Annotated in this window: 21 protein-coding genes and 1 pseudogene; 7 read left to right on the top strand and 15 right to left on the bottom strand. The window is 53.7% G+C overall.

Annotation, left to right across the window (positions count from 1 at the left end; translation table 11 throughout):
• Positions 1-31 precede the first annotated feature (31 nt).
• From QFZ34_RS13160 to QFZ34_RS13135, 6 genes and pseudogenes are all read right to left on the bottom strand, one after another.
• Positions 32-328 (bottom strand): metallophosphoesterase family protein, encoded by a 297-nt coding sequence (locus QFZ34_RS13160; protein ID WP_307281677.1) that lies wholly within the window; start codon positions 326-328, stop codon positions 32-34.
• A 244-nt stretch (positions 329-572) separates the two neighbouring features.
• A complete protein-coding gene (locus QFZ34_RS13155; RefSeq protein ID WP_307281674.1) occupies positions 573-2,123 on the bottom strand; it encodes a YifB family Mg chelatase-like AAA ATPase in 1,551 nt (516 codons plus the stop codon).
• Between the two features lie 106 nt (positions 2,124-2,229).
• Positions 2,230-3,172, bottom strand: a pseudogene (gene gshB / locus QFZ34_RS13150) (glutathione synthase).
• Positions 3,173-3,259: 87 nt separating this feature from the next.
• Positions 3,260-3,613 carry a septal ring lytic transglycosylase RlpA family protein gene (locus QFZ34_RS13145; protein ID WP_307281671.1) on the bottom strand — a complete coding sequence of 118 codons (354 nt, stop codon included), beginning with the start codon at positions 3,611-3,613 and terminating at the stop codon, positions 3,260-3,262.
• Positions 3,614-4,039: 426 nt separating this feature from the next.
• Positions 4,040-5,230 (bottom strand): mannonate dehydratase, encoded by a 1,191-nt coding sequence (uxuA, locus tag QFZ34_RS13140; protein WP_307281668.1) that lies wholly within the window; start codon positions 5,228-5,230, stop codon positions 4,040-4,042.
• Between the two features lie 36 nt (positions 5,231-5,266).
• A complete protein-coding gene (locus tag QFZ34_RS13135; protein WP_115054567.1) occupies positions 5,267-6,037 on the bottom strand; it encodes a GntR family transcriptional regulator in 771 nt (256 codons plus the stop codon).
• A 195-nt stretch (positions 6,038-6,232) separates the two neighbouring features.
• Here QFZ34_RS13135 and uxaC point away from each other — a divergent pair, with 195 nt between their 5' ends.
• The 6 genes from uxaC (at position 6,233) to QFZ34_RS13105 (ending at position 13,309) form a co-directional block, all read left to right on the top strand.
• Positions 6,233-7,630 carry a glucuronate isomerase gene (gene uxaC, locus QFZ34_RS13130; RefSeq protein ID WP_307281664.1) on the top strand — a complete coding sequence of 466 codons (1,398 nt, stop codon included), beginning with the start codon at positions 6,233-6,235 and terminating at the stop codon, positions 7,628-7,630.
• A gap of 16 nt (positions 7,631-7,646) precedes the next feature.
• The gene (locus QFZ34_RS13125; protein ID WP_307281661.1) at positions 7,647-9,125 is read left to right on the top strand and encodes a mannitol dehydrogenase family protein; all 1,479 of its coding nucleotides are present in this window, start codon (positions 7,647-7,649) and stop codon (positions 9,123-9,125) included.
• 117 nt (positions 9,126-9,242) lie between these two features.
• Positions 9,243-10,421: an ABC transporter substrate-binding protein gene (locus tag QFZ34_RS13120; protein ID WP_115054800.1), complete on the top strand. Its 1,179-nt coding sequence runs from the start codon at positions 9,243-9,245 to the stop codon at positions 10,419-10,421.
• A gap of 61 nt (positions 10,422-10,482) precedes the next feature.
• A complete protein-coding gene (locus QFZ34_RS13115; RefSeq protein ID WP_115054564.1) occupies positions 10,483-11,550 on the top strand; it encodes an ABC transporter ATP-binding protein in 1,068 nt (355 codons plus the stop codon).
• 5 nt (positions 11,551-11,555) lie between these two features.
• Positions 11,556-12,461, top strand: a complete 906-nt coding sequence (locus QFZ34_RS13110) for an ABC transporter permease (protein WP_370878748.1) — start codon at positions 11,556-11,558, stop codon at positions 12,459-12,461.
• Between the two features lie 2 nt (positions 12,462-12,463).
• Positions 12,464-13,309: an ABC transporter permease gene (locus QFZ34_RS13105; RefSeq protein WP_307281657.1), complete on the top strand. Its 846-nt coding sequence runs from the start codon at positions 12,464-12,466 to the stop codon at positions 13,307-13,309.
• 56 nt (positions 13,310-13,365) lie between these two features.
• Here the strand turns inward: QFZ34_RS13105 and QFZ34_RS13100 are convergent, their stop codons facing one another.
• From QFZ34_RS13100 to QFZ34_RS13085, 4 genes are all read right to left on the bottom strand, one after another.
• Positions 13,366-14,382 carry a Gfo/Idh/MocA family protein gene (locus QFZ34_RS13100; RefSeq protein ID WP_307281655.1) on the bottom strand — a complete coding sequence of 339 codons (1,017 nt, stop codon included), beginning with the start codon at positions 14,380-14,382 and terminating at the stop codon, positions 13,366-13,368.
• Positions 14,379-15,419 (bottom strand): Gfo/Idh/MocA family protein, encoded by a 1,041-nt coding sequence (locus tag QFZ34_RS13095; RefSeq protein WP_307281651.1) that lies wholly within the window; start codon positions 15,417-15,419, stop codon positions 14,379-14,381. Before QFZ34_RS13095 ends, QFZ34_RS13100 begins: the two co-directional genes overlap by 4 nt.
• A 12-nt stretch (positions 15,420-15,431) precedes the next feature.
• Entirely contained in the window at positions 15,432-16,622 is a 1,191-nt protein-coding gene (locus tag QFZ34_RS13090) for an extracellular solute-binding protein (protein WP_307286300.1), read from the bottom strand.
• A 176-nt stretch (positions 16,623-16,798) separates the two neighbouring features.
• The gene (locus tag QFZ34_RS13085) at positions 16,799-18,325 is read right to left on the bottom strand and encodes a UxaA family hydrolase (protein WP_307281649.1); all 1,527 of its coding nucleotides are present in this window, start codon (positions 18,323-18,325) and stop codon (positions 16,799-16,801) included.
• Between the two features lie 549 nt (positions 18,326-18,874).
• Between QFZ34_RS13085 and QFZ34_RS13080 the strand changes: the two genes are divergently transcribed.
• Entirely contained in the window at positions 18,875-20,314 is a 1,440-nt protein-coding gene (locus tag QFZ34_RS13080) for a calcium-binding protein (RefSeq protein WP_115054558.1), read from the top strand.
• Positions 20,315-20,452: 138 nt separating this feature from the next.
• Here the strand turns inward: QFZ34_RS13080 and QFZ34_RS13075 are convergent, their stop codons facing one another.
• The 5 genes from QFZ34_RS13075 to dnaJ form a co-directional block, all read right to left on the bottom strand.
• On the bottom strand, positions 20,453-21,724 hold the full coding sequence (locus QFZ34_RS13075) for a polyhydroxyalkanoate depolymerase (RefSeq protein WP_307281645.1): 1,272 nt from the start codon (positions 21,722-21,724) through the stop codon (positions 20,453-20,455).
• A 186-nt stretch (positions 21,725-21,910) separates the two neighbouring features.
• Positions 21,911-22,198 (bottom strand): DUF1330 domain-containing protein, encoded by a 288-nt coding sequence (locus QFZ34_RS13070; RefSeq protein ID WP_115054556.1) that lies wholly within the window; start codon positions 22,196-22,198, stop codon positions 21,911-21,913.
• A 103-nt stretch (positions 22,199-22,301) separates the two neighbouring features.
• The gene (pyrF, locus tag QFZ34_RS13065) at positions 22,302-23,012 is read right to left on the bottom strand and encodes an orotidine-5'-phosphate decarboxylase (RefSeq protein WP_115054555.1); all 711 of its coding nucleotides are present in this window, start codon (positions 23,010-23,012) and stop codon (positions 22,302-22,304) included.
• 62 nt (positions 23,013-23,074) lie between these two features.
• Positions 23,075-23,671, bottom strand: a complete 597-nt coding sequence (gene pmtA, locus QFZ34_RS13060; protein WP_115054554.1) for a phospholipid N-methyltransferase PmtA — start codon at positions 23,669-23,671, stop codon at positions 23,075-23,077.
• Between the two features lie 83 nt (positions 23,672-23,754).
• A complete protein-coding gene (gene dnaJ / locus QFZ34_RS13055; protein WP_307281632.1) occupies positions 23,755-24,885 on the bottom strand; it encodes a molecular chaperone DnaJ in 1,131 nt (376 codons plus the stop codon).
• Between the last annotated feature and the right edge of the window lie 64 nt (positions 24,886-24,949).

The raw sequence follows: 24,949 nt of genomic DNA, 5'->3' as shown, positions 1-24,949 counted from the left end.
TAAGTAAATCGCTCTGTTGAACGAGAAGGCTCTAGCTAAAAATATCCGCATTGCGTTCGACCAGATGCCAATGTTGGTTCACCGGTAAGTCTTTAGCGCGTTGCCTGATCGTATCAATGCGGACCGGCATGAAATTCCAAAGATCGACACCAACATTAATGCTGTTACACGAACCCTGCCAGTGTTGGTGGACATGCCCGAACAGCTGAATTGCTCCACATCTTGCATGGCTCCAGGTAAACATAGGATAGTGACACAAGGTCAGGCTTTGCTCGCCGTCCTTGATTTCAATCAATTGGGAAATGGGTGCCCAGCCGAGTGTTTTCACCTGTCTGTTGTCGTGATTGCTAACAAATAAGATGCTTGTTGCCCGGGACTCGCTCAAACAGCGATTTTAGATAACCTGCCTTATGCTTTTGCCGACCATGGCTGAAATCTCCAATGATCCAGAATTCATCATCTGGCATCACGCATTGCGTATAATTGGCCAATATCGCCATCGCCGCGTCCATTTCGCTGGCGCAGGATGTTTTCATGACCGAAATGGGGATCAGCCGTTTATCAATGTGCCATCAATAACCTCTTATACTTTCATGCTGCGTCGTCGCCATATCTGCACCCATTCGGTATGAGATAGCTTCGGCGAGATGGATACGACCGATTGTTTCCTGTCCTTCCAGATCCGCCAAAGTTCGCGCTACCTTGAGCACCCGGTGATAGGCTCTGGCCGAAAACTTCATCTGCTCGCTGGCTTGATGCAGCAGAGCCGTGCGTGCTTTGTCCGGTTGAGCTATTTTCTCGATTATCGCGACAGAACATTGCGCATTGGTCGTAATGGCCGAAACCCCCAGCTGCTCGAAACGCAGCTTCTGCATCGTGCGGGCGCGCGCAACGCGTTGCGCCACCACTGCGCTGCTTTCCGAAGCCGAAGGCTTGATAAGATCAGCCGCGCTCACGGAAGGTACGTCAATCCTGATATCAATACGATCCAGCAGTGGGCCTGAAATCCGCGCCTGATAGTCCTCGCGGCATCTTGGGCCTCTTGCACAACGGTGCCCCGGTTCACTCGCCATGCCGCATTTGCACGGGTTCATGGCAGCAATCAGCTGGATTTGCGCCGGATAGGATATGCGATGGTTGGCCCGGGCAATCATGCACTCTCCAGTCTCCAGCGGTTGCCGCAGCGAATCCAGAACTTGCGGTGTAAATTCAGGAAACTCATCGAGAAACAATATGCCGCGATGGGCGAGCGAGACCTCGCCCGGTCTCGCCCGTATTCCTCCGCCCACCATCGCCGCCATGGATGCAGAGTGGTGGGGCGCACGGAAGGGACGTCGGTCGGTCAGCTTACCACCCATCAGCTCGCCTGCGATGGAAGCTATCATCGATACATCCAGCAATTCGCGCGGCAATAATGGCGGCAGGATAGAGGGAAGCCGTTGCGCCAGCATGGATTTTCCGGACCCTGGAGGGCCCGACATCAGCATATTGTGTCCGCCGGCAGCTGCGACCTCCAAAGCACGTCGGGCACTCTCCTGCCCCCTTATATCGGTCAAATCCGGCAAGCCCGTCGCACTGGCCTGCATTGCAGGTTCCGGGCGCGACAAAACCTGCGTGCCACGAAAGTGATTAGCGAGGGCAATCAGGCTGCGCGGCGCGAGTATATCGATCTCCGAACCAGCCCATGCCGCTTCTGGTCCACAAGGCGCAGGACATATAAGGCCACGATCCTGCCGGTTTGCCGCAATGGCAGCGGGCAGGACGCCTGCAACGTGCGTTATTGTGCCATCAAGTGAAAGCTCGCCCAGCACGACATAGGATTGCAGCGCATCAGCCGGAATGGCTCCAAGGCCAGCCATAAGCCCAACCGCAATGGGCAAGTCATAATGACTGCCTTCCTTGGGCAAATCTGCGGGAGCAAGATTTACGGTAACCTTCTTGACGGGCATCGAAAGTCCGGATGCATGCAAAGCTGCCTGTACGCGCTCGCGGCTTTCGGCAACAGCCTTGTCCGGAAGACCAACAATATGCATCCCCATTTTCCCGGGAGCGATCATCACCTGCACATCGACGGGCTGGGCCTCAATGCCCTGAAAGGCGACCGTACGGACACGGGTAACCATGCAATGATCCTTGAAAATACAATAATCCAAAATGAAAAAGTGCTAATGTTTTCACATCAGCACGTTTCATCACGCATGACAAGAACATTGAGTGAACAGGCGAATTTTATCGCCGCTTGGCTTCCACTGAATCCCAGAACAAAGCCGCAATATCAGCACCGCCGAACTTTTTGACTTCCCTTACACCGGTCGGGAGAAGTCACATTGATTTCGGTCATATAGTCGCCAATGACATCGATCCCGACGAGGATGAAACCTCTTTCACGCAATGACGGGCCGATCCGGGCACAAATTTCGCGCTCGCGGTCTGTCAGCTCGGTCTTCTCGGCCCGCCCGCCAACATGCATGTTGGACCGTGCATCGGTTTCGGAAGGAACCCGGTTGATCGCGCCCACTGGTTCACCGTCAATCAGGATGATGCGCTTGTCGCCGGCGCGGACATCCTTGAGATAGCGCTGCGCGATAAAGGGTTCGCGGAACATCTGGCCGAACATTTCCAGCAGCGATGTCAGATTGCGGTCACCATCAGCCAGATGAAATACGCCTGCGCCGCCATTGCCGTAAAGCGGCTTCAGAATAATGTCGCCAAACTCTTTACGAAAATCAGCGATTTCCTGTGGGTCTTTGGTGATAAGCGTTTCCGGCATGAGATCGGGAAACTCGGTAACGAAAATCTTTTCCGGACTGTTGCGCACCCAGGCAGGGTCATTGACAACGAGCGTCTTCGGATGAATGCGCTCCAGCATATGGGTTGTCGTGATGTAGTTCATGTCAAACGGCGGATCTTGCCGCAGCAACACCACATCCATCTCTGACAGGTCGCGGGATATCTGCTCACCAAGCGTGAAGTGGTCACCCTCTATGTCGCGAACACTCAGCTCTTCAACCCGTGCATGGACAACACCATCGCGCATGCTCAGCCGGTCGGGCGTATAGTGATAAAGCTCATGACCGCGCTTTTGCGCTTCAAGACAAAGCGCGAAGGACGTATCGCCGCCGATCCGGATAGAATTGATATGGTCCATCTGGACCGCGACTTTCAGTGCCATGGAACGCCCCCGATTTTAACGCGAATGTTCACATGGCGATGTCACGTTCAACGATCAAGGTCAATGCCGAGATTATTGGCGCATTTATTAGAGACGGGCCATGCAGATATTTGTGTGACCCGCGCCGACAAAGCCCAGACGGTTTGCAGCTCCCTTTGAAAGATCGATCACACGACCTTTGATGAACGGACCCCGATCATTGATACGCACGACGATGGATTTGCCATTGCGCTGATTGGTAACTTTAACCTTGGAGCCGAAAGGAAGCGTGCGATGCGCAGCTGTGAGAGCGGAAGGGTTCATGCGTTCACCTGAGGCGGTTTTGGAGTGAAGTGCATACCAGGAAGCGCCACCGCATGCGGCATTGGCGGAAGCCGCACCAAACATTAAAAGAACAATGGAGGTGACGAGTACCGAACGGATACCTGCAAAAGAGATCATAAATAAATCGCACTTTAAATGGCCCACGGCAGAAACGCCTGATGAAGAAACACGCTCGGAAATGATCTTGGGCAAGTAGATCGCAGCGCGGATGATGCGCCTCTTCTATTTTGTAGAAATGTGGCACCGAGGTGTCGCGATTGATAAGAACAGTTGAGTCTATCTGAATAGAAATGCCAAGTTACTAAAAAAACTTGTCTTATTGTGACTCAAAACGTGATCACGGTTGCTTATCTGGGGTTTAGATATGCCTCTGGGGCTTTCGAACTATGGCGATAATGTGATGATTTATGATCGAATTATTAAACAGGATGCCATTAAGATGTGGGTTGGCGCTAAAAGGATTAAAAACCATTAAGTCTTTAGATGTAGAAACCCCGGCTCGATTTGAACCGGGGCTGAAGAAAATCCAAAATGTGATCAGATTTAAACGAGTGCGCTCGCGTCCAGAGCGTGAATAATACCGCGCAGCTCGGCAAGCCCCCGCAGACGACCGATTGCAGGGTAACCGGGGGTAACTTCCTTGTTCAGATCATCAAGCATGCGATGACCGTGGTCCGAGCGGAAAATAATGCTGTCCGACTTGGCACGCTTTCTATCTTCGGCGAGCAATTCGCGCAACACCGCAACCATATCAACATCGCCTTCCAAATGCGCTGCTTCATGGAAACTGCGCCCATCGCCCTCACGCGTTGTTGCACGCAAATGGGAGAAATGAATGCGCGAGGCAAAGCGCCGCGCAATCTTTGGCAAATCATTATCGGCGCGTACGCCAAGGCTCCCTGTACAGAAACACATGCCATTTGCAGCAGATGGCACAGCGTCGAACAAGGCGGCATAATCGGCTTCTGTCGAAGCAATACGCGGCAAGCCAAAGAGCGAACGGGGCGGATCATCCGGATGCAAGGTAAGCTTCACGCCAAGATCGTCGGCCACAGGCGTCACAGCTTCAAGAAATTCGATCAGATGCTTGCGTAAACGCGGTGCATCAATGCCAGAATAGGCTTCAAGCTTGTCGCGGAAGGCTGGAATAGTAAGCGGTTCAGTAGTCGACCCTGGAAGCGCACTCGCAATATTGCGGGTGAGGTCAGAAATCTCCTGTGCGCCCATGGCTTCGTAAAGATCGCTGGCGATTTCACGATCGGCAGCAGAATAGTCTTTTTCAGCGCCGTTACGCTGCAGGATATGCAGATCGAATACGGCGAAGCTATTATGGTCGAAACGCATGGCCGTCGAGCCCGTGGGCGTTACATAATCAAGATCTGTACGGCACCAATCGACGACGGGCATGAAGTTGTAGCAAATGACCTTGATGTCATTGGCGCTAAGCGCCTCCATGCTGGCGATCCACGCGGCAATTTCGTGCTTTGCCGCGCCACCAAGACGCTTTACGGCATCAGGAATTGGAATGCTTTCCACCACGGACCATGTGAGCGGTGTACGATCCGATGGAGTCGATTCAATTAATGATTTACGAGCGCGAACCTGATCTGTCGTCCAAGCCTCGCCGATTGGCACTTCATGCAGGGCAGATACAATATCGGTCGCGCCTGCCTGACGCACATTATCCAGCGAAACCCCGGCCTTGGGTCCAAACCATCTCCATGCCTGACGCATTATTCCTCCGTCAAATTTTCGTATTCCAACCGCGGATCAGACAAATGATCCAGGGTGGGTTTTTCTCAATGTTTCAATGTCGGGAATGACGGCATTCAAATGCTGCTTCATTGCCGCGCAAGCGGCGGGAACGTCATGGCTTTCAATCGCGTCGCGAATGATCTTGTGTTCGGAAAGAACATGGTTCATGCGGCCCAGACCCGGCAGCGTCATACGCCGTGCCCGGTCAATCTGCACTTTCACGGGTTTTAAATAGTGCCAGATGCCAGGATGTCCGGATATTCCCGCGATGGCCTCATGAAAGGCCTCATCAGCTTCGTGGAATGCGCTCATATTCTGCCGATCGGCAAAGAAATGCTGGCGGGCGAGTATCTCGTCCAGCCATTCCACATCCTTCGCCGTCGCAACCGCCGCCGCGCGTTCGACCGTAGCGCCTTCAAGCGCCTGCCGGATGATCACCGCTTGCGGTATCAATGCTACAGGAATACGGGCAACGAAAGTTCCCGATTGCGGAAACACGTCGACAAGTCCGTCTTCAACGAGGCGGATCAATGCTTCGCGGACAGGCGTGCGGCTCACACCGAAACGCTCCGTCAAAACTTTCTCGTTAAGTGCGGTGCCAGGCGTCATTTCCATGGCGACAATGGCTGCATGAAGTTCGCGATAAATAGCCATCGCGGTGGTCATACGCCCTGCCGGAGCGCCTCTCGAACTGGATCGCGCAGCTTGAACGGCGCGATCAGGCTTGGATTCCGGCGCTGGCGATGCTAGCTCCGCAGTCTTCCCCCCGACATTCTCTGCTGTCATTTCAGCACTCCATTTCCACCTATCACAGACCGTCAGTCTCATTGAATGATGGAATTCCGTATAAATTCATAGTCCAATGGCATCGTTATCCGGCGATATAAACGCGATCGCACGCTGTTGACATACTAATATATTATTATTTACTCTTCGCCAAGATCATCGTTCACATCAATTGAACGGCGGCGAGGAACATCCATGGCACTCCACCCAGACAGACTATTCCCAATTGAATCTGACGCGCGTTTGATTGCGAGACGCTTGTTCGACGCAGTGGAGCGTCTACCTATCATCTCACCACACGGCCATACGGATCCATCATGGTATGCCAAGGATGAGGCTTTTCCCGATCCTGCCAGCCTTTTTGTAAAGCCCGACCATTATATTTTCCGCATGCTTTACTCGCAAGGTATCCAGCTTGAGGATCTTGGTGTGCCAAGACAGGATGGCGGGCCGGTCGAGACCGACGGGCGCAAGATATGGCGCTTGTTTGCGAAACATTTTTATCTGTTTCGAGGCACTCCATCACGACTTTGGTTCCAGCATGCACTCGAAACCGTATTTGGGATTGAAGAGCGCCTTACGGAGAAAAATGCAGACGCGCTCTATGACAAAATCGCTGGTCGGTTGGCTGATCCATCAATGCGTCCCCGGGCCCTCTACAAACAGTTCGGGATTGAAGCCATCTCCACCACGGATGCCGCTACAGACGATCTGGCCGCACATGATGCGATACTAAAATCCGGCTGGGATGGCCGCGTGGTGCCAGCCTATCGCCCCGATGCCGTGATTGACGCATCGCGTCCGGATTTCCGGAGCAATGTTGAGAGCTTCACCGCTTTGGCTGGCACGAAGCTTGATTACCAGGGTTATCTTGAAGCTCATCGCATAAGGCGAGCCTACTTCAAGAAGCGTGGCGCTACATCATCAGATCATGGCCATCCGAACGCGCGTACCGCCAATCTTTCGGCTTCGGAAGCTTCGGCATTGTTTGAGCGTGTATTGAAGAACGCCTCAGTGGCCGATGCGGATCTTTTCCGAGCTCAAATGTTGACCGAAATGGCGCGCATGAGCACCGAAGACGGGCTGGTCATGCAGATACACCCGGGTTCCTTCCGAAACCATAATGCATCGGTGTTCGAGCGCTTTGGCATGGATAAGGGTGCCGACATTCCGCGATCAACAGGCTATGTGGAGGAATTGAAGCCGCTATTAGACGCATTCGGCAATGATAGCCGCCTGACACTCATTCTGTTTACGCTGGATGAGACAAGTTACAGCCGGGAACTTGCACCTTTGGCAGGTCATTACCCTGCCCTGCGGCTCGGACCTGCATGGTGGTTTCATGATAGTCCTGAAGGGATGCGCAGGTTTCGTGAATTGACGACTGAAACCGCTGGTTTCTACAATACGGTCGGCTTTAACGATGACACGCGAGCTTATCTCTCCATCCCGGCGCGGCACGATATGGCGCGGCGGGTCGATTGCTCATATCTTGCCCGGCTTGTTGCCGATCATCGACTGGACGAAGACGAGGCGCATGAAATTGCCCATGACTTGGCCTATCGCCTGGCAAAACAAGCCTACAAGCTTTGACTGAAAGAATACAAAAATGACTAAACCAGCACGTCTCTCCAATGCAACACTTTCACATCTGTCAAAGGAGGTGACGCGCCCTGGATATGATCGAAGCCAGACAAAAATTGGCATAGTTCATCTTGGCATTGGAGCTTTTCATCGCGCGCATCAGGCAGTTTATACGGATAGCGTATTGGCCAGCGGCGATAATAGCTGGGGTATCCTCGGCGTGTCTTTGCGCAGTGGTGATACACGTGATGCTTTGGAGCCACAGGACGGGCTTTATACCGTTGCAACACGCAGTGGAGATGAAGACAGCTTCCGTGTGATCGGAAGCATTGGCGGGCTTATAGTCGCCCCGGAAAATCCGGCTGCCGTTCTCGACGCCATGACGAATGCGGCGGTTCGGATTGTCTCGCTTACCGTGACCGAAAAGGGCTATTGCTATTCACCGGCTTCCGCAGCGCTCGACGAAGCTCATCCCGACATTGTTCACGATCTTGCGAACCCCGCTGCTCCGAAATCGGCGATAGGCTTCATCGTTGAAGCTATTTCTCGTCGGCGCGCCAATAAGATCGAACCTTTTACGCTTCTATCGTGTGACAATCTTCCCGCAAATGGCGAGACGTTGCGACGTGTAGTGACACGCTTTGCTGAACTGCGCGATTCCGAACTTGCAAATTACATCAAGGAGAACATCGCCTTTCCATCAACGATGGTTGATCGCATTGTTCCAGCGACCACTGAAGCTGACCGCGCAACGACTTTGAGCGCAACAGGGCTGGTTGATGCCTGGCCGATTATGACCGAACCCTTCACGCAGTGGGTTATAGAAGATCATTTTCCGGCTGGCCGACCAGCTTGGGAAAATTTCGGCGCAACCTTCGTGGAAGATATTGATGCTTTTGAACTGATGAAGCTTCGGCTCCTGAATGGCAGCCACTCCACATTGGCATATCTTGGCTATCTGGCGGGCCATGAAACGGTCTCGGACGTTATGAAAGCTCCAGGTTTCAGCGAACTCATCAAAGCGATGATGGATGAGGAAATTTCCCCTACGCTTCCACCGCTTCCGGGTTTCGATCTGGAGGCTTACAAGGCGCAATTGCGTGAACGCTTCTGTAATCCTGCTCTTAGGCATCGTACGTGGCAGATTGCCATGGACGGCTCACAGAAACTGCCCCAACGCCTTTTGAATACTATCCGCAAATGTATCGACAACGGCTTGCCGTTTGATCGTCTGGCGCTCGGAGTAGCCGCCTGGATGCGATACGTGACTGGCGCAGACGAAAAAGGAGACGCTATCGACGTTCGCGATCCGCTTGCAGCTGAACTCAAGAAGCGCGCAGCGAACAAGAACAATGCCGAGGAGTTGGTGACCGCATTTATCGGAATGGACCAAATATTTGGACGGGATTTGCCAGAAAATGAAGCATTCGTTCAATTGGTAAAGACCCAACTTGCGAAGTTGATGCGACTTGGAGCAGCAAAAACCGTTACACAGATAGTCTAAGATGAAGGCCCTTGCTATCTCCATCTGATAGATTAATATATTAGACAATACTGACCAGTCGGGAAGCTGGTCGTGCCCGAAAATAGGGCGAGAGAATTAAACAGGGAGGAAGTCATGATCCGCATTACACGCAGGCACGCTATTGCCGGATTGGCAGCGGTTGCCACCTTGCCGGCAACACGTCTTTTTGCTCAATCCAAACTGGCTTTGCCGAGTTCACCCATCACATTGAATATTGCTGACGTGGCGGGCAACCTTGCACTGACGCAAACGGCGATCGAAAACTACGCCAAGGCAAAACCGGAACTCGTTTCTAAGATCACCTTCACGAAAGCGCCGGCACCGGAACTTCCCGGAAAAATCAAGGCACAGCAGGCCGCAAACAGGCTCGATATCGATCTTGTATTGACGGGCACAGATGCGCTTTCGGCGGGTCTTGACCAGGATTTGTGGGTCAAGCTTTTGCCGGATCATTCAGCTTCCTTGCCCGATCTTGCTAAAATCTATCTCGAGCCTGCGCACCGCATGCTCGCCTTGGGCAAGGATCACGGCGTAATCGTAACCTATTACCCCTCTGGGCCGCTCCTCGAATATATGCCGGAGCGTGTGAAAAAAGTTCCAACGACCGCCGAGGAACTGCTTGCGTGGGCAAAGGAAAATCCAAACAAGTTCCTCTATGCGCGCCCCGCAAACTCCGGCCCGGGCCGTACATTTTTGATGGGCCTGCCCTATTTGCTGGGCGATATCGACCCGCGAGATCCGGTCAAAGGCTGGGACAAGACCTGGGCCTATCTTAAGGAATTGCACAAATATATTGAATACTACCCAACCGGCACGGGCGCCTTGATGAAGGAACTCGGCGAAGGAACGCGCGACATGACCGTTTCCACCACCGGCTGGGATATCAATCCACGTGTGCTGGGCGTTGTCCCGAAGGAAGCCGCTGTTGCACCGTTGAAAGGTTTCCATTGGGTCGCTGACGCGCATTACATGTGCGTGCCAAAAGGTATCGCCGATGAGAAGCTTGCTGTTCTGCTTGATCTGATGAGCTTCCTGCTTACACCAGAGCAGCAGGCATATACTTATGATCAAGGTTACTTCTATCCGGGTCCTGCGGTGAAGGATGTTCCCATTACGATGGCCCCCCAGGAAAGTCAGGATGCCATCGCTGAATTCGGTCGTGCCGAATATGCTGACTGGATCGCCAATAACCCGGTCGAAATTCCCCTCGAGCCATCATCCATGGTCGTGGCTTTCCGCCGCTGGGATGAAGAAGTCGCAGCCAAAAAGTCCTGATCCCTAGACGAACATGGAGCCACCCGGTGAGACCGGATGGCTTATAATTATGAGGTAATCGATGCTGCTTGCGTCATCCCCGTTCAAGGAAATCCGTCTCGATCGGATGAGCCGTGCCTTCGGTTCGCACAATGCGCTTAAAGATGTTTCTCTTTCGATCCGAAAAGGAGAATTCATCGCTTTGCTCGGCCCTTCCGGCTGTGGCAAATCCACGGCGCTGAACTGCATCGCCGGTCTTCTGTCCACTACGGGTGGAGGTATCTTCATTGACGACAAGCGCATTGACACGTTGAAGCCCGAAGATCGCGGCTTTGGTATGGTGTTTCAGAACTATGCGCTTTTTCCGCATATGACCGTCAGACAGAATATCGGCTTTGGATTAAAGATGCGCCGCGTGCCCAAGGCTGAGGCTGAAAAGCGCATCGAAGAAGCCTTGAATCTGGTGCGGTTGCAAGGACAGGGACATAAATTGCCAGGCCAGCTTTCCGGGGGCCAACAGCAGCGTGTCGCCATTGCCCGTGCCATTGTCATCGAACCGCCTTTGGTGCTGATGGACGAGCCGCTTTCAAATCTCGATGCGAAGCTGCGCCTTGAAATGCGCGCCGAAATCCGCCGTATTCACAACCAGCTTGGTGCGACAACCATCTATGTAACGCATGATCAGGATGAAGCTCTGTCGCTTGCTGATCGGGTTGTCGTGCTGCGGGATGGCGAAATCCGTCAGGTTGGCGTGCCGAGCGATCTCTATGAGCGTCCCGACCATTTGGATGTGGCTGAATTCATGGGATATCGCAATCGCCTGACCGGGAAAGTCATTGCGGTTGACGGAGATAAGACCAGCATTGCCGTTGGCGCTTCAACGCTATCCGGAATTGCCCGAGACACGTTGAAGGTTGGTGACACTGCAGTTGTGGCAGCTCGTGCCGATGATGTTGTCGCGGGGACGAAATCCGGAACGACTGTCGAAGCTGTCGTCGAAACCATCGAATATCGCGGTCGTGAATTCGTTGGGACCGCTCGCACTGCTGAAGGGCTTGAGCTTGTATTTCATGCACCTCAGACGGCTGCACTGGGCAGCGCTATCTGGCTTTCAGTCGATCCGGCGCGTGCGCTGGCTTTTGCGGCGTGACAGCCATGACCAGTGTGACCTCAACGCCTTCGGTCAACCATTTATCTTTGCGCCAGCGGCTCGCCCTGCGCGGGATTGACGGTGTGACATTGCTTGTCTTGCCAGCGGTTATTTTCCTGCTGGCGGTTTTTATCTACCCGTTCATTTACGGTCTTATCCTCTCCTTTGAACCCAAAGAGGGAGGCATGTTTGCCAATTATCAGAAGTTCTTCTCCGACCCGTTTCTCTATGACACGATCCTGACGACGCTTTGGCTTGCGGTGCCGGTTACCCTGATAAGCATTGCCATATCCCTGCCGGTAGCCTTCCGTGTTCGTCTGATGACCCACCAGCGTTTGTTGACGACGATACTGGTTTTGCCAGTTACGCTTGGCACGGTGCTGGTAGCAGAAGGATTGTTGAACTACCTTGGTCCGCAAGGTTGGTTCAGCCGTACATTGATGATGATCGGCATGATCGACAGTCCGGTAAAGCTCACCAATAATTATTGGGGCGTTTTCGCATCGCTGATCATTACCGGCTTTCCATTCACCTTCCTGCTGACCCTGTCCTATGTTTCAGGCATCGACCCGGCATTGGAGCAGGCTGCCGCCACGCATGGCGCAAAAAGTTGGCAGCGTTTTCGTTATGTGATGTGGCCTTTGCTTGTGCCCGGCCTCACCATTGCGTTCTGTCTGTCCTTTGTGCAGGCCTTCGCAGTCTTTCCTTCAGCCGTTCTGCTTGGCGCGCCGGCAGGACCCACCCGCGTCATTTCCATTGCGGCCTATCAGGCAGCTTTCGAGCAGTATGACTATTCAATGGCATCGGCCATCGCCATGATCATGGCAGCCGTCCAGTTACTGATTGTGGTGTCACTGCTCTCTATTCGTAACTTGTTCTATCGCGGCTCGACCGCTGGCGGAAAGGGCTGACGATGATCCGCGATACGACCATTGGAGCAAAGCTCTGGATCACTGCCGTATGGGTGGTGGTCGCCTTCTTCATCATCAATCTTCTGGCGATGATCGCAACAGTCGTCATATCCTCTTTCGGTACGCGTTGGCTTGGCACTTGGCTACCCGCCGGATGGACGACAAAATGGTATTTCACCGCATGGTCGGAATTCCAGCTTAGCGACGTGCTGATCGTTACATTCCAGATTGTCTTCACGGTGGTGGCGCTTTCGGGCCTGCTCGGCGTTACGGCTGCCTATGCTTTGGCGCGCCGCAACTTTCCCGGCAAGAAACTGATCATGCTCCTGTTTCTTTTGCCGCTGCTCGTGCCGCCGATTACCTTTGGTATTCCACTGGCCACGGTGCTCTATCAAGCGGGCGTAGGCGGCACTTTCTGGGGTGTGGTTCTTGCCAATCTGGTGCCGACAGTGCCGTTCGTTATTCTGGTGATGATCCCCTTCATAGAGCAGATCGATCCGAAGGTTGAAGCTGCCGCACGGGTGTTTGGAGCCGGCACATTCCAATTGTTCCGATATGTGCTGCTGCCAATGCTCCTGCCCGGCATACTTGCAGCACTGCTATTGGTACTGGTGCGCACGGTGGCCATGTTCGAGCTGACCTTCCTGACCGCCGGACCAACCAGCCAGACGCTTGTGGTCGCCCTTTACTACTCGGTATTTGCATCCGGCGTTCGTGCCGTGCAGTCGATCGACGCGATGGCGGTTGTCTATATGGTCACCACGCTGGTCTGGTTGCTTATCGCACTGCGTTTCGTCAACCCGACACAGATCGTGGCACGGGCAAAGACACAACAGACAACGGCCTGATCTGCAGATGCAAAACTCGCCGGAATCATTCCGGCGGGTTTTCATTTCAAAGCTGCTCAAACTGGCTGGAGATTGGACGGATCCGCCCGGATGATATCCCCGATAAATTTTTGGGTCGCCAGAGCTTCTTCCCCTGTCACTATTGGGTCCCGTTTTTCGGCGACTGCGGCCAGAAAATCCGCAATGAGCGCCCGATGCGCATCATGGGGGAAATCCATGATATTCGCCCCACTGCCGGACTTGCCTTCCGCCTCGATGATTTCCTCGTGTCCATCCAACCAGGAAAGCTTCAAGGCGCCGCCCACAAGATGAGCCGAACCAAGCGATCCGGTGATTTCCAGGGTTTCCGGAAAACCCGGAAAGGCGGCTGTCGTGGCCAAAAGAGATGCAGGCGCGCCATTGGCCAGGGTCATTAAGGCTGTCACATGATCTTCCGATTCCATGCGATGCAGAGCGGTCGTTCGTACCTGCGAGGCCACAATAGTGCTGATGGGAAGAAGCGAACGGAACAAATCCAATGCGTGGATTGCCTGCGATAGCAGCACGCCTCCCCCATCGCGAGCGAAGGTTCCCCTTCCACCTTCATCATAATAACTCTGCGGACGCCACCAGGGTACGCGTAGCGACGTTGCCTGCACATCACCCAGACTCTTGTCTTCCAGCGCTTGGCGTAGCCTGAGGCTGGCGGGCCTGAACCTGTGCTGCAATACAACACCGAATGTCAGCCCGCTGGCACGGCCGCGTGAAACAATCTGCTCCGCACGTTGCAACGTAATGTCCAACGGTTTTTCCAGAAGCACATGTTTGCCAGCGGCAAAACTCTTCTCGGCGATTTCAAGGTGGGCATTGGCCGGTGTCAACACCAGCACAATGTCCACCGCAGGGTCTGCGATGGCAGCATCAACATCGTTGGTCACCGGAAAAGGAAAACTCTTTGAAAACTCTTCCGTACGCTCCTTTGTCCTGCTGGCCGCCCATATCACATCCACCTTGCCCTGAAGGTCGACAAGGCTCTTCGCATGGGGCAGCGCCGCGGGACCAAGGCCGATGATTGCAAGGCCCGGCTTTTTCATTGCTTGTTCTCCTGCGGTCGAAACGCGGGGCGGTGCGCGAGGATGGTCGCGCGTTTTTGTGCGTCAAGCGCCAGTCTGCTCACGGTAAAGACATGGCTTTGCTTCATCGTAGTTTCACTGCGCTCGCGCACATCCGTCAGAAAGGTCCTGAAGTAAGTGATCGGTTCCTGGCTCGCATCTATATGTTTTGTGCCCTTGCCGTTCACGAGGAACACGTGGTCCGCCCCGTCGCGACCAGCAATATCGACATATTTACGCAGCTCGATCGTGCCTTCTGTGCCAAGAATGATCAGCCTGCCGTCGCCCCAGGTGGAAAGCCCATCGGCGGTGAACCAATCCACGCGAACATAGCCGGTTGCGTGATCGCTGCGCAGTAACACTTCGCCAAAATCCTGAAACGCCGGAATATCGTCGGCACCAAAATGGCCAATTGCGCTGGATATGATCTCCGCAGTGTCAGACCCTGTATAGATCAGAAACTGATCGATCTGGTGCGAAGCAATATCGACCAGAATGCCGCCGTAAAATGCAGGATCGAAGAACCAGTCAGGCCGAATGAGGCGGTTCAGCCTATGGGGTCCAAGACCGATAGTCTGGATTACACGCCCGATGGAACCCTCATCAATCAGCTTCTGCGCCACTCCGGTTGCTGGAACAACGAAACGCTCCGAAAAGCAGATGGAGAATATGCGTCCCGTTTCCGCTACGACCTTTTCGATCTCTGCAAGCTGTGCGTAATCGGTGATACCCGGCTTGTCCGCCATTACGTCCTTGCCAGCCTTCATGGCTGCAATGGCAATTGCTGCGCGCTCACTTGGCACTGCCGCTGTAACGATTATCTCAATCGATGGATCATCGATAAAAACCCGGCCATCGGGTACGGATTTCAGGTCGGGAAAACGCTCGGCAATGCCTTCGAGAATTTTCCCGTCTGATGTTTGCGAAACGAAACCGGCGCACTCAGCGCCGGCTTCAATCAGACCATTGATCATATGGTAGATATGACGATGATCAATGCCAATGACGGCAAACCGCATGACTTTTACCTGCTACTTGTTCATCTTATTGGCACCGACTTCACGGTCCCATTTTTCAAAAGCTGCAACAAGCAATTGCGGCTTCAAGGGAGCCTCCACCGGATATTTCGCGATCAAATCTTCATAGATTGGGCGCCCAAACTCGGCGATGACATCCTGGCTTTCCTGCGGCGCCATATTGAGCGGAACGTCCTTTACTGCCGGACCGGGATAGAAATAGCCCTTGTCATAGGTATAGGCCTGCTGCGCCGGTTCGAGCATGTAGGACATGAGCTTGAGCAGCACGGCAACCTTGTCATCACCAACCCCGCGCGGAATACACATGAACTGGGTGTCCGGAACCCAATGGGTGCTATCAAGCGCAAAGGTTTCTGCTTCCTTGGGTACCACGCCAAGGACGCGCGGATTAATGTCCCAACCGAAGGTGGACACGATCATATCACGCGTGCCTTCAGCAAACTCCTTCATGGTCGCGGTGGTGCCGGGTGGGTAATAATCAATGCCCTGATCGAGTTCTTTCAAATATGCCCATGTCTTTTCCCAGCCATTGATGGGATCGCTGGGGTTTTTATCACCGAGAATATAGGGCATGGCCATCAAGAAGGTCCATCCGGGTCCCGAATTAACCGGGCGCGCGTAACAAAAACGGCCGGGATTCGCCTTGACCCAAGCGAGCAATTCTTCCGCATTCTTCGGCACTGTTTTGACGCGATCCGGCGCATATTCAAACAATGGTCCGGAGGGTGAGTAGACGACAGCCACGCCTTCATTTTGGCCGAAATTCTTCTGCATCATGAGTGCCTTCTCATGATAGATTTCATCTGCTTTCGGCAAGAGGTCCGGGTATTTCGTCCAGACATCGATCCAAAGACCTTGTGTAATGCCATCTGACATAGCGCCGGGGCCTGTCAGCACCAGATCAATATCGACCCGGTTGGCAGTCTGCTGCGCCTTGAGCTTGGCCGGAAGCTCCGGTGAAGGGGCGCGCGAGAAAATCACTTTCGATATAAGTGCTGGATTTTCCTTGGCAAACTTCTCGATTGCCGCCTGTGTCAGCTGCAGATTTCCAGCTACATCGATGATGTTCAGCGCGACAGGTGACGATGGCAGAGGTAGTGATTGCGCAAAAGAAAAGCGCGGCATTGCAGTTATTCCGGCAATGCCAGCCAATCCCCCGATTGCTTGTCTGCGATTAATTCGGATCATTATTTTCCTCCCAGAAATGACCGATTATTCTTATTTCTCCCAAAACAAGAATAATCATATTAGTATATTAATCGGAGGAAAAGCAACCCGCCCTCAATATTCGCCTAAGTCGGGAATTCCATAAAAAAGGGAGCCCCGGCTCCCTTGATTTAACTCATTTCTTTGGGGAGACCTTACATTGTGGCCCCGATTTGCCATGGCACGAATTCCGCATCGCCATAGCCCAGGGCCTCGGATTTGCTGCGCTCACCTGAAGCGATCTTCAGGATATGCTCGAATATTTCGCGTCCCTTGTCTTCGATGGAGACACCGTCGAGGACGTCACCGCAATTGATATCCATATCCTCGATCATCTGCGTATACATCGGGGTATTGGTAGCGAGCTTAATGGAAGGCGTCGGCTTGCAGCCATAGGCAGAACCACGGCCCGTGGTGAAGGCAAGAATATTGGCACCGCCTGCCACCTGGCCCGTCGCGGAAACTGGATCGTAGCCGGGAGTATCCATGAAAACCAGACCGCGCGCCGTAACTGGTTCCGCATAGCCATAGACCGCTTCGAGCGGCGTTGTGCCAGACTTTGCCACCGCGCCAAGCGACTTCTCAAGGATAGTGGTCAATCCGCCCGCCTTATTGCCGGGTGAAGGATTATTGTTCATTTCCATGCGGTTACGCGCCGTGTAATCTTCCCACCAAGCGATGACCGATTGCAGGCGTTCGACCGCTTCAGGGTTTGAAGCGCGCTCAATCAACAGGTGTTCTGCACCATAAATCTCCGGCGTTTCGGAAAGAATGGCGGTGCCACCCTGCTGCACCAGAAGATCAACGGCCGCGCCCAACGCCGGATTGGCGGTAATGCCGGAATAACCGTCCGAGCCGCCGCATTGCAAGGCGAGCATGAGTTCCGATGCGGGAATGGTTTCGCGCTTCACATTTGCCGCTGTCGGCAGCATGTCACGCACGGCAGCGACACCCGCTTCCATGGTCTTACGCGTGCCGCCCACCTCCTGAATTGTCAGGCTGCGGAATGTGTCGCTTTCGACAATATTATAGGCTTCTTTCCAGCGTCCGATCTGGAATCCCTCGCATCCAAGGCCGACCATGAGCACTGCGGCGATATTGGGATTGGTCGCATAGCCCCACTGGGTACGCTTCAAAACCTCGTAACCCTCACCCTTCACATCAAGCGCGCATCCACCGCCATGAACCAGCGGAATTATGCCGTCAACCATCGGATATTCGTCAAGAATACCGGACTTTTGCACTGCCTCAGCGATGAACCGGGCAACCGAAGCGGAGCAGTTCACGGAGGTCAAAACGCCGATATAATTGCGCGTTCCGGCACGCCCATTGGCGCGGCGAAACCCTTCAAAAACAGCACGTTGGCTAATTGGCAGTACGCCATGCACGGAGGTCGCGTGAGCCGTATCAGGTTCGCGCGCGAAATCGCTGTAATCGAGATTATGTTCATGCACCCATTGGCCTGGCTCGATCTGCTTGGAAGCAGAACCAATGATCTGGCCAAATTTGCGAACCGGCTCGCCCTTGGCAATCAACCGCGAAGCGAGTTTGTGGCCGCGCGGCACGCGATCCGTTACGGTAACATTTTCAATGCGTTGCCCGACCTGAAACGTGTCGACAGCAACGACGACATTGTCGCTGGCATGCAGGCGCAAATGCCGCGGTGCAGTGAGGGTGTCCATGTAACTCTCCAATTGGTCAATTAATATATTAGTCGCGTCGCGCTGGCTTGCAATGTGTCAAGATGAAACAGCGGAAACATTCCGGGTCAAAAGGCTGGGCTCACGGTGAATTATCAACCGATCACAACTAAAACACACGTAGCGATAGAGAATATTCGGCAAAATTTGCCAGTTTTTGGGAAAAAATCGGCAAACAATGCGAAGTTTCCAACCGATACGGTCAAATCACGCAGGAGACAAAGCTTTCTTTTCAATTTTCCAGGAAGCAAACTTCACAGAGCCTCCATGAATTTCGGCGGCCATGGCCAAACTTTTTTTCGGAGGCAATTGGCGGCATAGGGCGGCGTACCCTTCGTTACTCAAACCTGCGTTCGTTGAAAGATAAGCGAAATTCCAAATATATTTTAATTCAACTTTTGAAATATATTGAAGCTATATTTCAAACATACTTTGTCATAAAAATTTGGGTTGGAATAGAACTAAATTTGTAGTTCATATTCAAAATATATCCAAGCTTATCTGAGTTAAACTCTCCAATCGAGGACTGCCATGGCGCTCAATCAATCCCTGCTCGACCTTTTGAATATTCATCCGGAAAATGGTCTCGACGAGGTCATTATCGGCAATAATGGTGACGACACAATTTTCGGTGGCAGCGGCAACGAATATATCGAAGGTGGGAGCGGAACCGATTTGCTGTTCGGCAATGAGGGTATCGACACGCTGGGTTATGCCGGTTCGAAAGAAGGAGTCATGGTACGTCTGGGCGGACTTGACGGTTCGGGCACGCTCGGCGGTTGGCATGGCGATGCGGAAGGTGACCGGCTTGCCGTCGGTTTCGAAAACGTTGTGGGTTCCGGTTTCAACGATGTCATTTCCGGCGATGCCGGAGACAATGTTCTGGCTGGCCTCGACGGGGATGACGGCCTTGGCGGCGGCGCCGGCAATGACACATTGGTCGGCGGTGCCGGCAATGACTGGCTGGACGGCGGAACAGGCGACGACAAGCTGCTCGGCGGCGAAGGCGAAGACTACGCCTATGGCGGCGCTGGCAATGATGTTCTCGACGGCGGCAATGGCGATGACCGGCTTAGTGGCGACGAAGGCGATGACCAATTGCTCGGCGGTGCCGGTAATGACTGGCTCGACGGCGGTACAGGAAATGACTATCTCAATGGCGGTCTGGGCGATGATCATATTCGCGGCGATGCTGGCGACGACACACTGATCGGCGGCGCTGGCGATGACGTTCTGAATGGCGGCGACGGCGACGACCGCATCAGTGGCGGCACCGGCAATGACGCGATTGACGGCGGCGAAGGAACCAACTGGATTGATGCCGGGGCTGGTGATGACGAGATCCACACCAGCGGCGCTGCAAACTGGGTCAATGCTGGCGACGGCGATGACAAAGTGTTTGGTGGCTCCGGCGATGACAGGATCAGCGGCGATGGCGGCGATGATCAGCTGAATGGTGGAGCCGGCACGGATTGGATTGATGGCGGCGATGGCAATGACACGCTGTTAGGCGGCGAAGGCGATGATTTCCTTCGTGGCGGGTCGGGCGACGATGTCCTGAATGGCAGTGCGGGCGATGACCGCTTGAACGGCGGCGAAGGCAATGACATTCTTAATGGTGGCGACGGCAATAATTGGCTGAGCGGTGGGTCTGGAGCAGACACGTTTATCTTCGAGACGTTCGGGCGGACTGCCCACATTACCGACTTCAGCGCAACTGACGGTGACAAGATCGATCTGAGCCGTCTCGATGCGGATACAAATACCGCTGGCAACCAGCCTTACCATTTCATTGGCGAAAGCGACTTCTCCGGTGCGGCAGGCGAATTGCGGATCGTGGTGCCGGAACAGGCAAGCGATACGCAATATCTGCATATCGAGGCTGATAGTGACGGCGACGGAATTGCCGACCTTATTATTGAGGTCAATAATACGGACCATGACTGGTCGGCAAACGACTTCAATCTGTAATGGAAATGAGAAAGGGCCGCTGATCAAGCGGCCCTTATCTTATGGACTATTTGGATGATGCTGCTAATTTTGCCAGAGCGCCGGGCGCTTTGTAAGTCGGCAAACTAATCTCCAACCCGCCCGACGTTTCCGCTCGTATCAAGCGCGTCGCGTGATGGGTGTTACATTTGATTGACGTTTTGCCTGTGCGTGGTCATTGACGAATTTGACGATCCGCGGCGCGATTTCAGCGCGGAATCTCGACCCATTGAAAACGCCGTAGTGGCCAACCTTGGGCTGTAGATAATGTAGCCGCATGTCTTCAGGGATATTGACGCATAGCGTTTGCGCGGCCTTTGTCTGACCCACGCCCGAAATATCGTCGTTCTCTCCCTCAACAGTCAGAAGCGCCACATTGCGAATCGCAGATGGGTCAACCGGCAGGCCGCGATGCGTCATCTCCCCTTTTGGTAAAGCCTGGCGCACAAAAACCGTATCCACAGTCTGCAAATAAAACTCGGCTGTCAGATCCATAACCGCAAGATATTCATCGTAGAACTCCCGGTGCTTGTCTGCGGAATCGCCATCTTCCTTGACTAGGTGCACAAAAAATTCCTTGTGGGCAGTAATATGCCGGTCGAGATTCATGCTCATGAACCCGGAAAGCTGTAAAAACCCTGGATATACATCGCGCATGAAACCGGCATGCGGCCATGGAACAGACATGATTACATTTTCGCGGAACCAGTCGATGCCCTTTTCTTCGGCAAGCTTGTTCACCGCTGTCGGATTCTTGCGGGTATCAATTGGCCCGCCCATCAGCGTCATGCTCGACGGGGCAAACCGATCGCCATTGGCTTCCATGACTGCCACGGCAGCAAGCACGGGCACAGAGGGCTGGCAGACCGCGACAACGTGGGTATCCTCGCCCAATGCATGAAGTATTTCGATGACATAATCGATATAGTCGTCAAGATCGAAAGAACCTTCGCTCAAAGGAACAGTGCGCGCGTCGACCCAATCGGTAATGTAAACCTCGGCATCCGGCAGCAAGGCCTCGACTGTGCCGCGCAGCAAAGTCGCATAGTGCCCGGACATGGGAGCCACGATCAAGATCTTGGGATCGGCAGCCCGTTTTGCCGACAATGAGCGCTTGAAATGAACCACGTTGCAGAATGGCTTTGACCAGACCGTTTTCTCGCGAATTTCCGTTTCAACGCCATCAACGACAGTCGTCGGAAGGTTGAACTTTGGTTTTGCATAGGCTCTCGTGGCGCGCTCAAACAGCTCGCAGCCAGCAGTAATCGAACGCCCTAAAACCGTTTGTGACAATGGATTCAACGGGTTGTCGTAAAACAACTTGGTAGCGTCAGCCAGAGCGCGATAGGGCTGAAGCGCCGCATGGTTGAGTTCATAAAGCTGGTAAAACATTCCACCATCCGATCCATCAGCACAACTGCAACCTAAAGAGCATCTCACTCACAGGTGAAAAAGTTCTTGATTGATCAGTGAGCCTATCCGGTTTTGGTAATATTGCAATGCAACAAACGGCTAAGGCCGGATAAAAATGCCTTAGCCCGGCATGGCTGGAAACCATTGAAATTATTAGTTAAAGCGTCAAGCGCCCTCGACAATCAGCATTTCAGCGTCAGCTACGCTTTGCCGAATTGCTTTAGCCGCCTGATATTCCGGCGAATTGTAACAATCCAATGCTGCTTGGACCGACGGAAACTCGATCACGACATTGCGGCCACGGGCTTGCCCTTCCAATGTGTGAAATGGACCGCCCCGTGCCAGGAAATTGGCGCCAAACTTTTCAAAGGCCGGTTTTGCCGTCGAGACGTAATCCTTGTACCGTTCAGCATCCCGAACGTCGACACGTGCTATCCAATATCCCTTGGCCATAGTCCCTCTACCTTCTGCAATTGGTTACTCTTACAGCTTGAGACTGTGCTCTCATTTCCAGCCATTAGCTCGATTTGAGAATCACATCCCATCCTAATCGAGCTTATGCTGGCGCAAATCCGTTTGCCATTTCGCTCAATATCGATTCAGCCGCTGAACGCCGATCTTGCGCGGCAATAATTGGACGCCCGACCACAAGATGTGTCGCCCCGCCACGAAGCGCATCCGCAGGTGTCATTACCCGTTTTTGGTCTCCAACATCCGCACCTGCCGGGCGGATACCCGGTGTCACAATATTGAGTTTCGGCCCGACAATCTCGCGTACGCCCGATGCTTCGGCGGCAGAGCACACAATGCCGCCCATGCCGGCATCGGCGGCCTGTTTTGCGCGCTTTAGAACAAGAGCTTCGGGACTGTCGGCGTAACCGGCCTCAATGAGGTCTTGCCCATCCATCGAAGTCAGAACAGTGACACCGAGCAAGCACAGATCCGATCCGTGCGCTGCTTCGACCGCTGCCCTCATGGCCTTCGGATAAGCATGCAAGGTGAGCATCGACACGCCCATTTTAACAATATTCTCGACGCCCTTGGCGACAGTATTGTCGATATCGAGAAGCTTCATATCCAGAAAGACTTTTTTGCCCGACCGGACCAGGTCAGATGCAAAATCCAATCCCCCGGCAAATACCAGCTGATAGCCGATTTTATAGAAGGTCACCATATCGCCAAGTTCGCCGACAACCTCATTGGCCACTTCAACCGTAGGCACATCAAGGCCCACGATCAGGCGCTCGCGCAAAGCCGCATTCGTCATGACAAATCACCTTTTCTGTTGATCGTATTCCAATCGCACAGAAACGGCCAACAGGAAAGAACCTAATCGGCGCGCCGATACACCCAAAGCCGGGCTGGCGGCACATTGCGGATAATGAAGTCGAGATGTTCGACCTTGTAATTACCGCGTCCAGCAGGAACAGGCGACATGGGGCCATAGGTGATCTGAACGACCGGGCGGCCATGGGGGATACGGCGCAACAGATCTTCGATGATTTTAACGCGGTCGCCGACGGGGAAGTTCAACAAGGGCACCGCCGAAATGACCGAATCAAACTTCTGGTCACGCTTGTCGCCAAGGGTCGTATCCAGATCGAAAGCATCGCCTTCGATAATGTTTACGCCTGGAAAATCTTCTCGCAAATGTTCAGCAAAATCCGCTGAATATTCAACGCAGTAAAGGTCGGATGGCTCTACACCGCGCTTCAAAATGGCTTTGGTAATAACGCCCGTGCCCGGCCCCAACTCCAGCACAGGAAGGCCGGAATGCGGATTGATGACACTTGCCATGCGGCGAGCCGTGACAGAACTTGTCGGCAAAATTGACCCGACAGCCTTCGGCCCATGCATCCAACCCTTGAAGAAGCGGATTTCCTCGCCGAATTTTTCGGCAAACTTCTTGCCCAGTGGTCGTGACATGCCATTCCTCCGTCGCAGCAAGAACAATTTATGACGCAACCGACGATAGATGCAAGGCTGCAACTTGCGAAAAACTCAATAAACTACTCGCTCAACCCCTCAAAGAAATCCTTCATGCGGGAAAAGAAGCCTGTCGATTGCGGGCTATTGTCCTGCGAAGAAACGCGTTCGAATTCTTCCAGCAATTCGCGCTGCTTCTTGTTGAGGTTTTGCGGGGTTTCAATTGCGATCTGAATATAGAGATCGCCCATGGCGGGTTGCCGTAGAACCGGCATGCCTTTGCCTTTCAGGCGGAACTGCTTGGCGTTTTGCGTACCATCTGGAATCTTGACGCGCGTCTGGGTGCCGTCCAGTGTCGCCACCTCGAACTGTCCGCCAAGCGCGGCTGTAGTCATCGAGATCGGGACTTTGCAATAAAGATCGGCACCATCGCGCTGGAAGAATTCATGTGGCTTCAGCGAGAGGAAAATATAAAGATCGCCTGAGGGGCCGCCCCGAAGTCCTGCCTCGCCCTCACCCGTGAGGCGAATGCGTGTTCCATCTTCAATGCCGGCTGGAATATTGACCGAGAGAGAACGCTCTTCGGTGATACGTCCCTGGCCGCTGCATTTCGGGCAAGGGTCCTTGATAATCTGGCCGCGGCCATGACAGGTCGGGCAGGTGCGTTCAATGGAAAAGAAACCCTGAGCTGCACGCACGCGGCCGGAACCGCTACAGGTGCCGCATGTGAACGGTTGCGTGCCGGGCTTGGCACCACTGCCGGAGCATTCGTCGCAAGTAATCGATGTCGGGACATGGATTTGCGCCGTCTTGCCTGCATAGGCTTCTTCAAGCGTGATTTCCATATTGTAGCGCAGGTCCGCACCACGCTCGCGGCCACCAGAACGGCGCTGGCGTCCGCCGCCCATCATCTCGCCAAAAATGTCTTCAAATATGTCGGCAAAGCCACCGCTACCGCCGCCACCGAAACCACCGCCGCCCATGCCGCCATTTTCAAAGGCAGCGTGACCGAAGCGATCATAGGCCGCGCGCTTTTGCGGATCTTTCAGCGTTTCATAGGCTTCGCCGATTTCCTTGAACTTGTGCTCGGCATTGGCATCGCCCGGATTCTTGTCAGGGTGGAATTGCATTGCCAGTTTACGGAAAGCGCTCTTCAGCTCTTTCTCATCAGCGCCTTTGCCTACGCCGAGGGTTTCGTAATAGTCAGCCTTCATCCAAATACTCGTTCCATGGGATCGCCAGAACTTCCGCAGAAGCTCGTTCAAGAGCGGTATTTAG

The sequence above is a fragment of the Phyllobacterium ifriqiyense genome (genome assembly GCF_030817885.1).
GTDB classification, from domain to species: Bacteria; Pseudomonadota; Alphaproteobacteria; order Rhizobiales; family Rhizobiaceae; genus Phyllobacterium; species Phyllobacterium ifriqiyense.
This window is presented reverse-complemented; position numbering and strand designations above follow the sequence as displayed.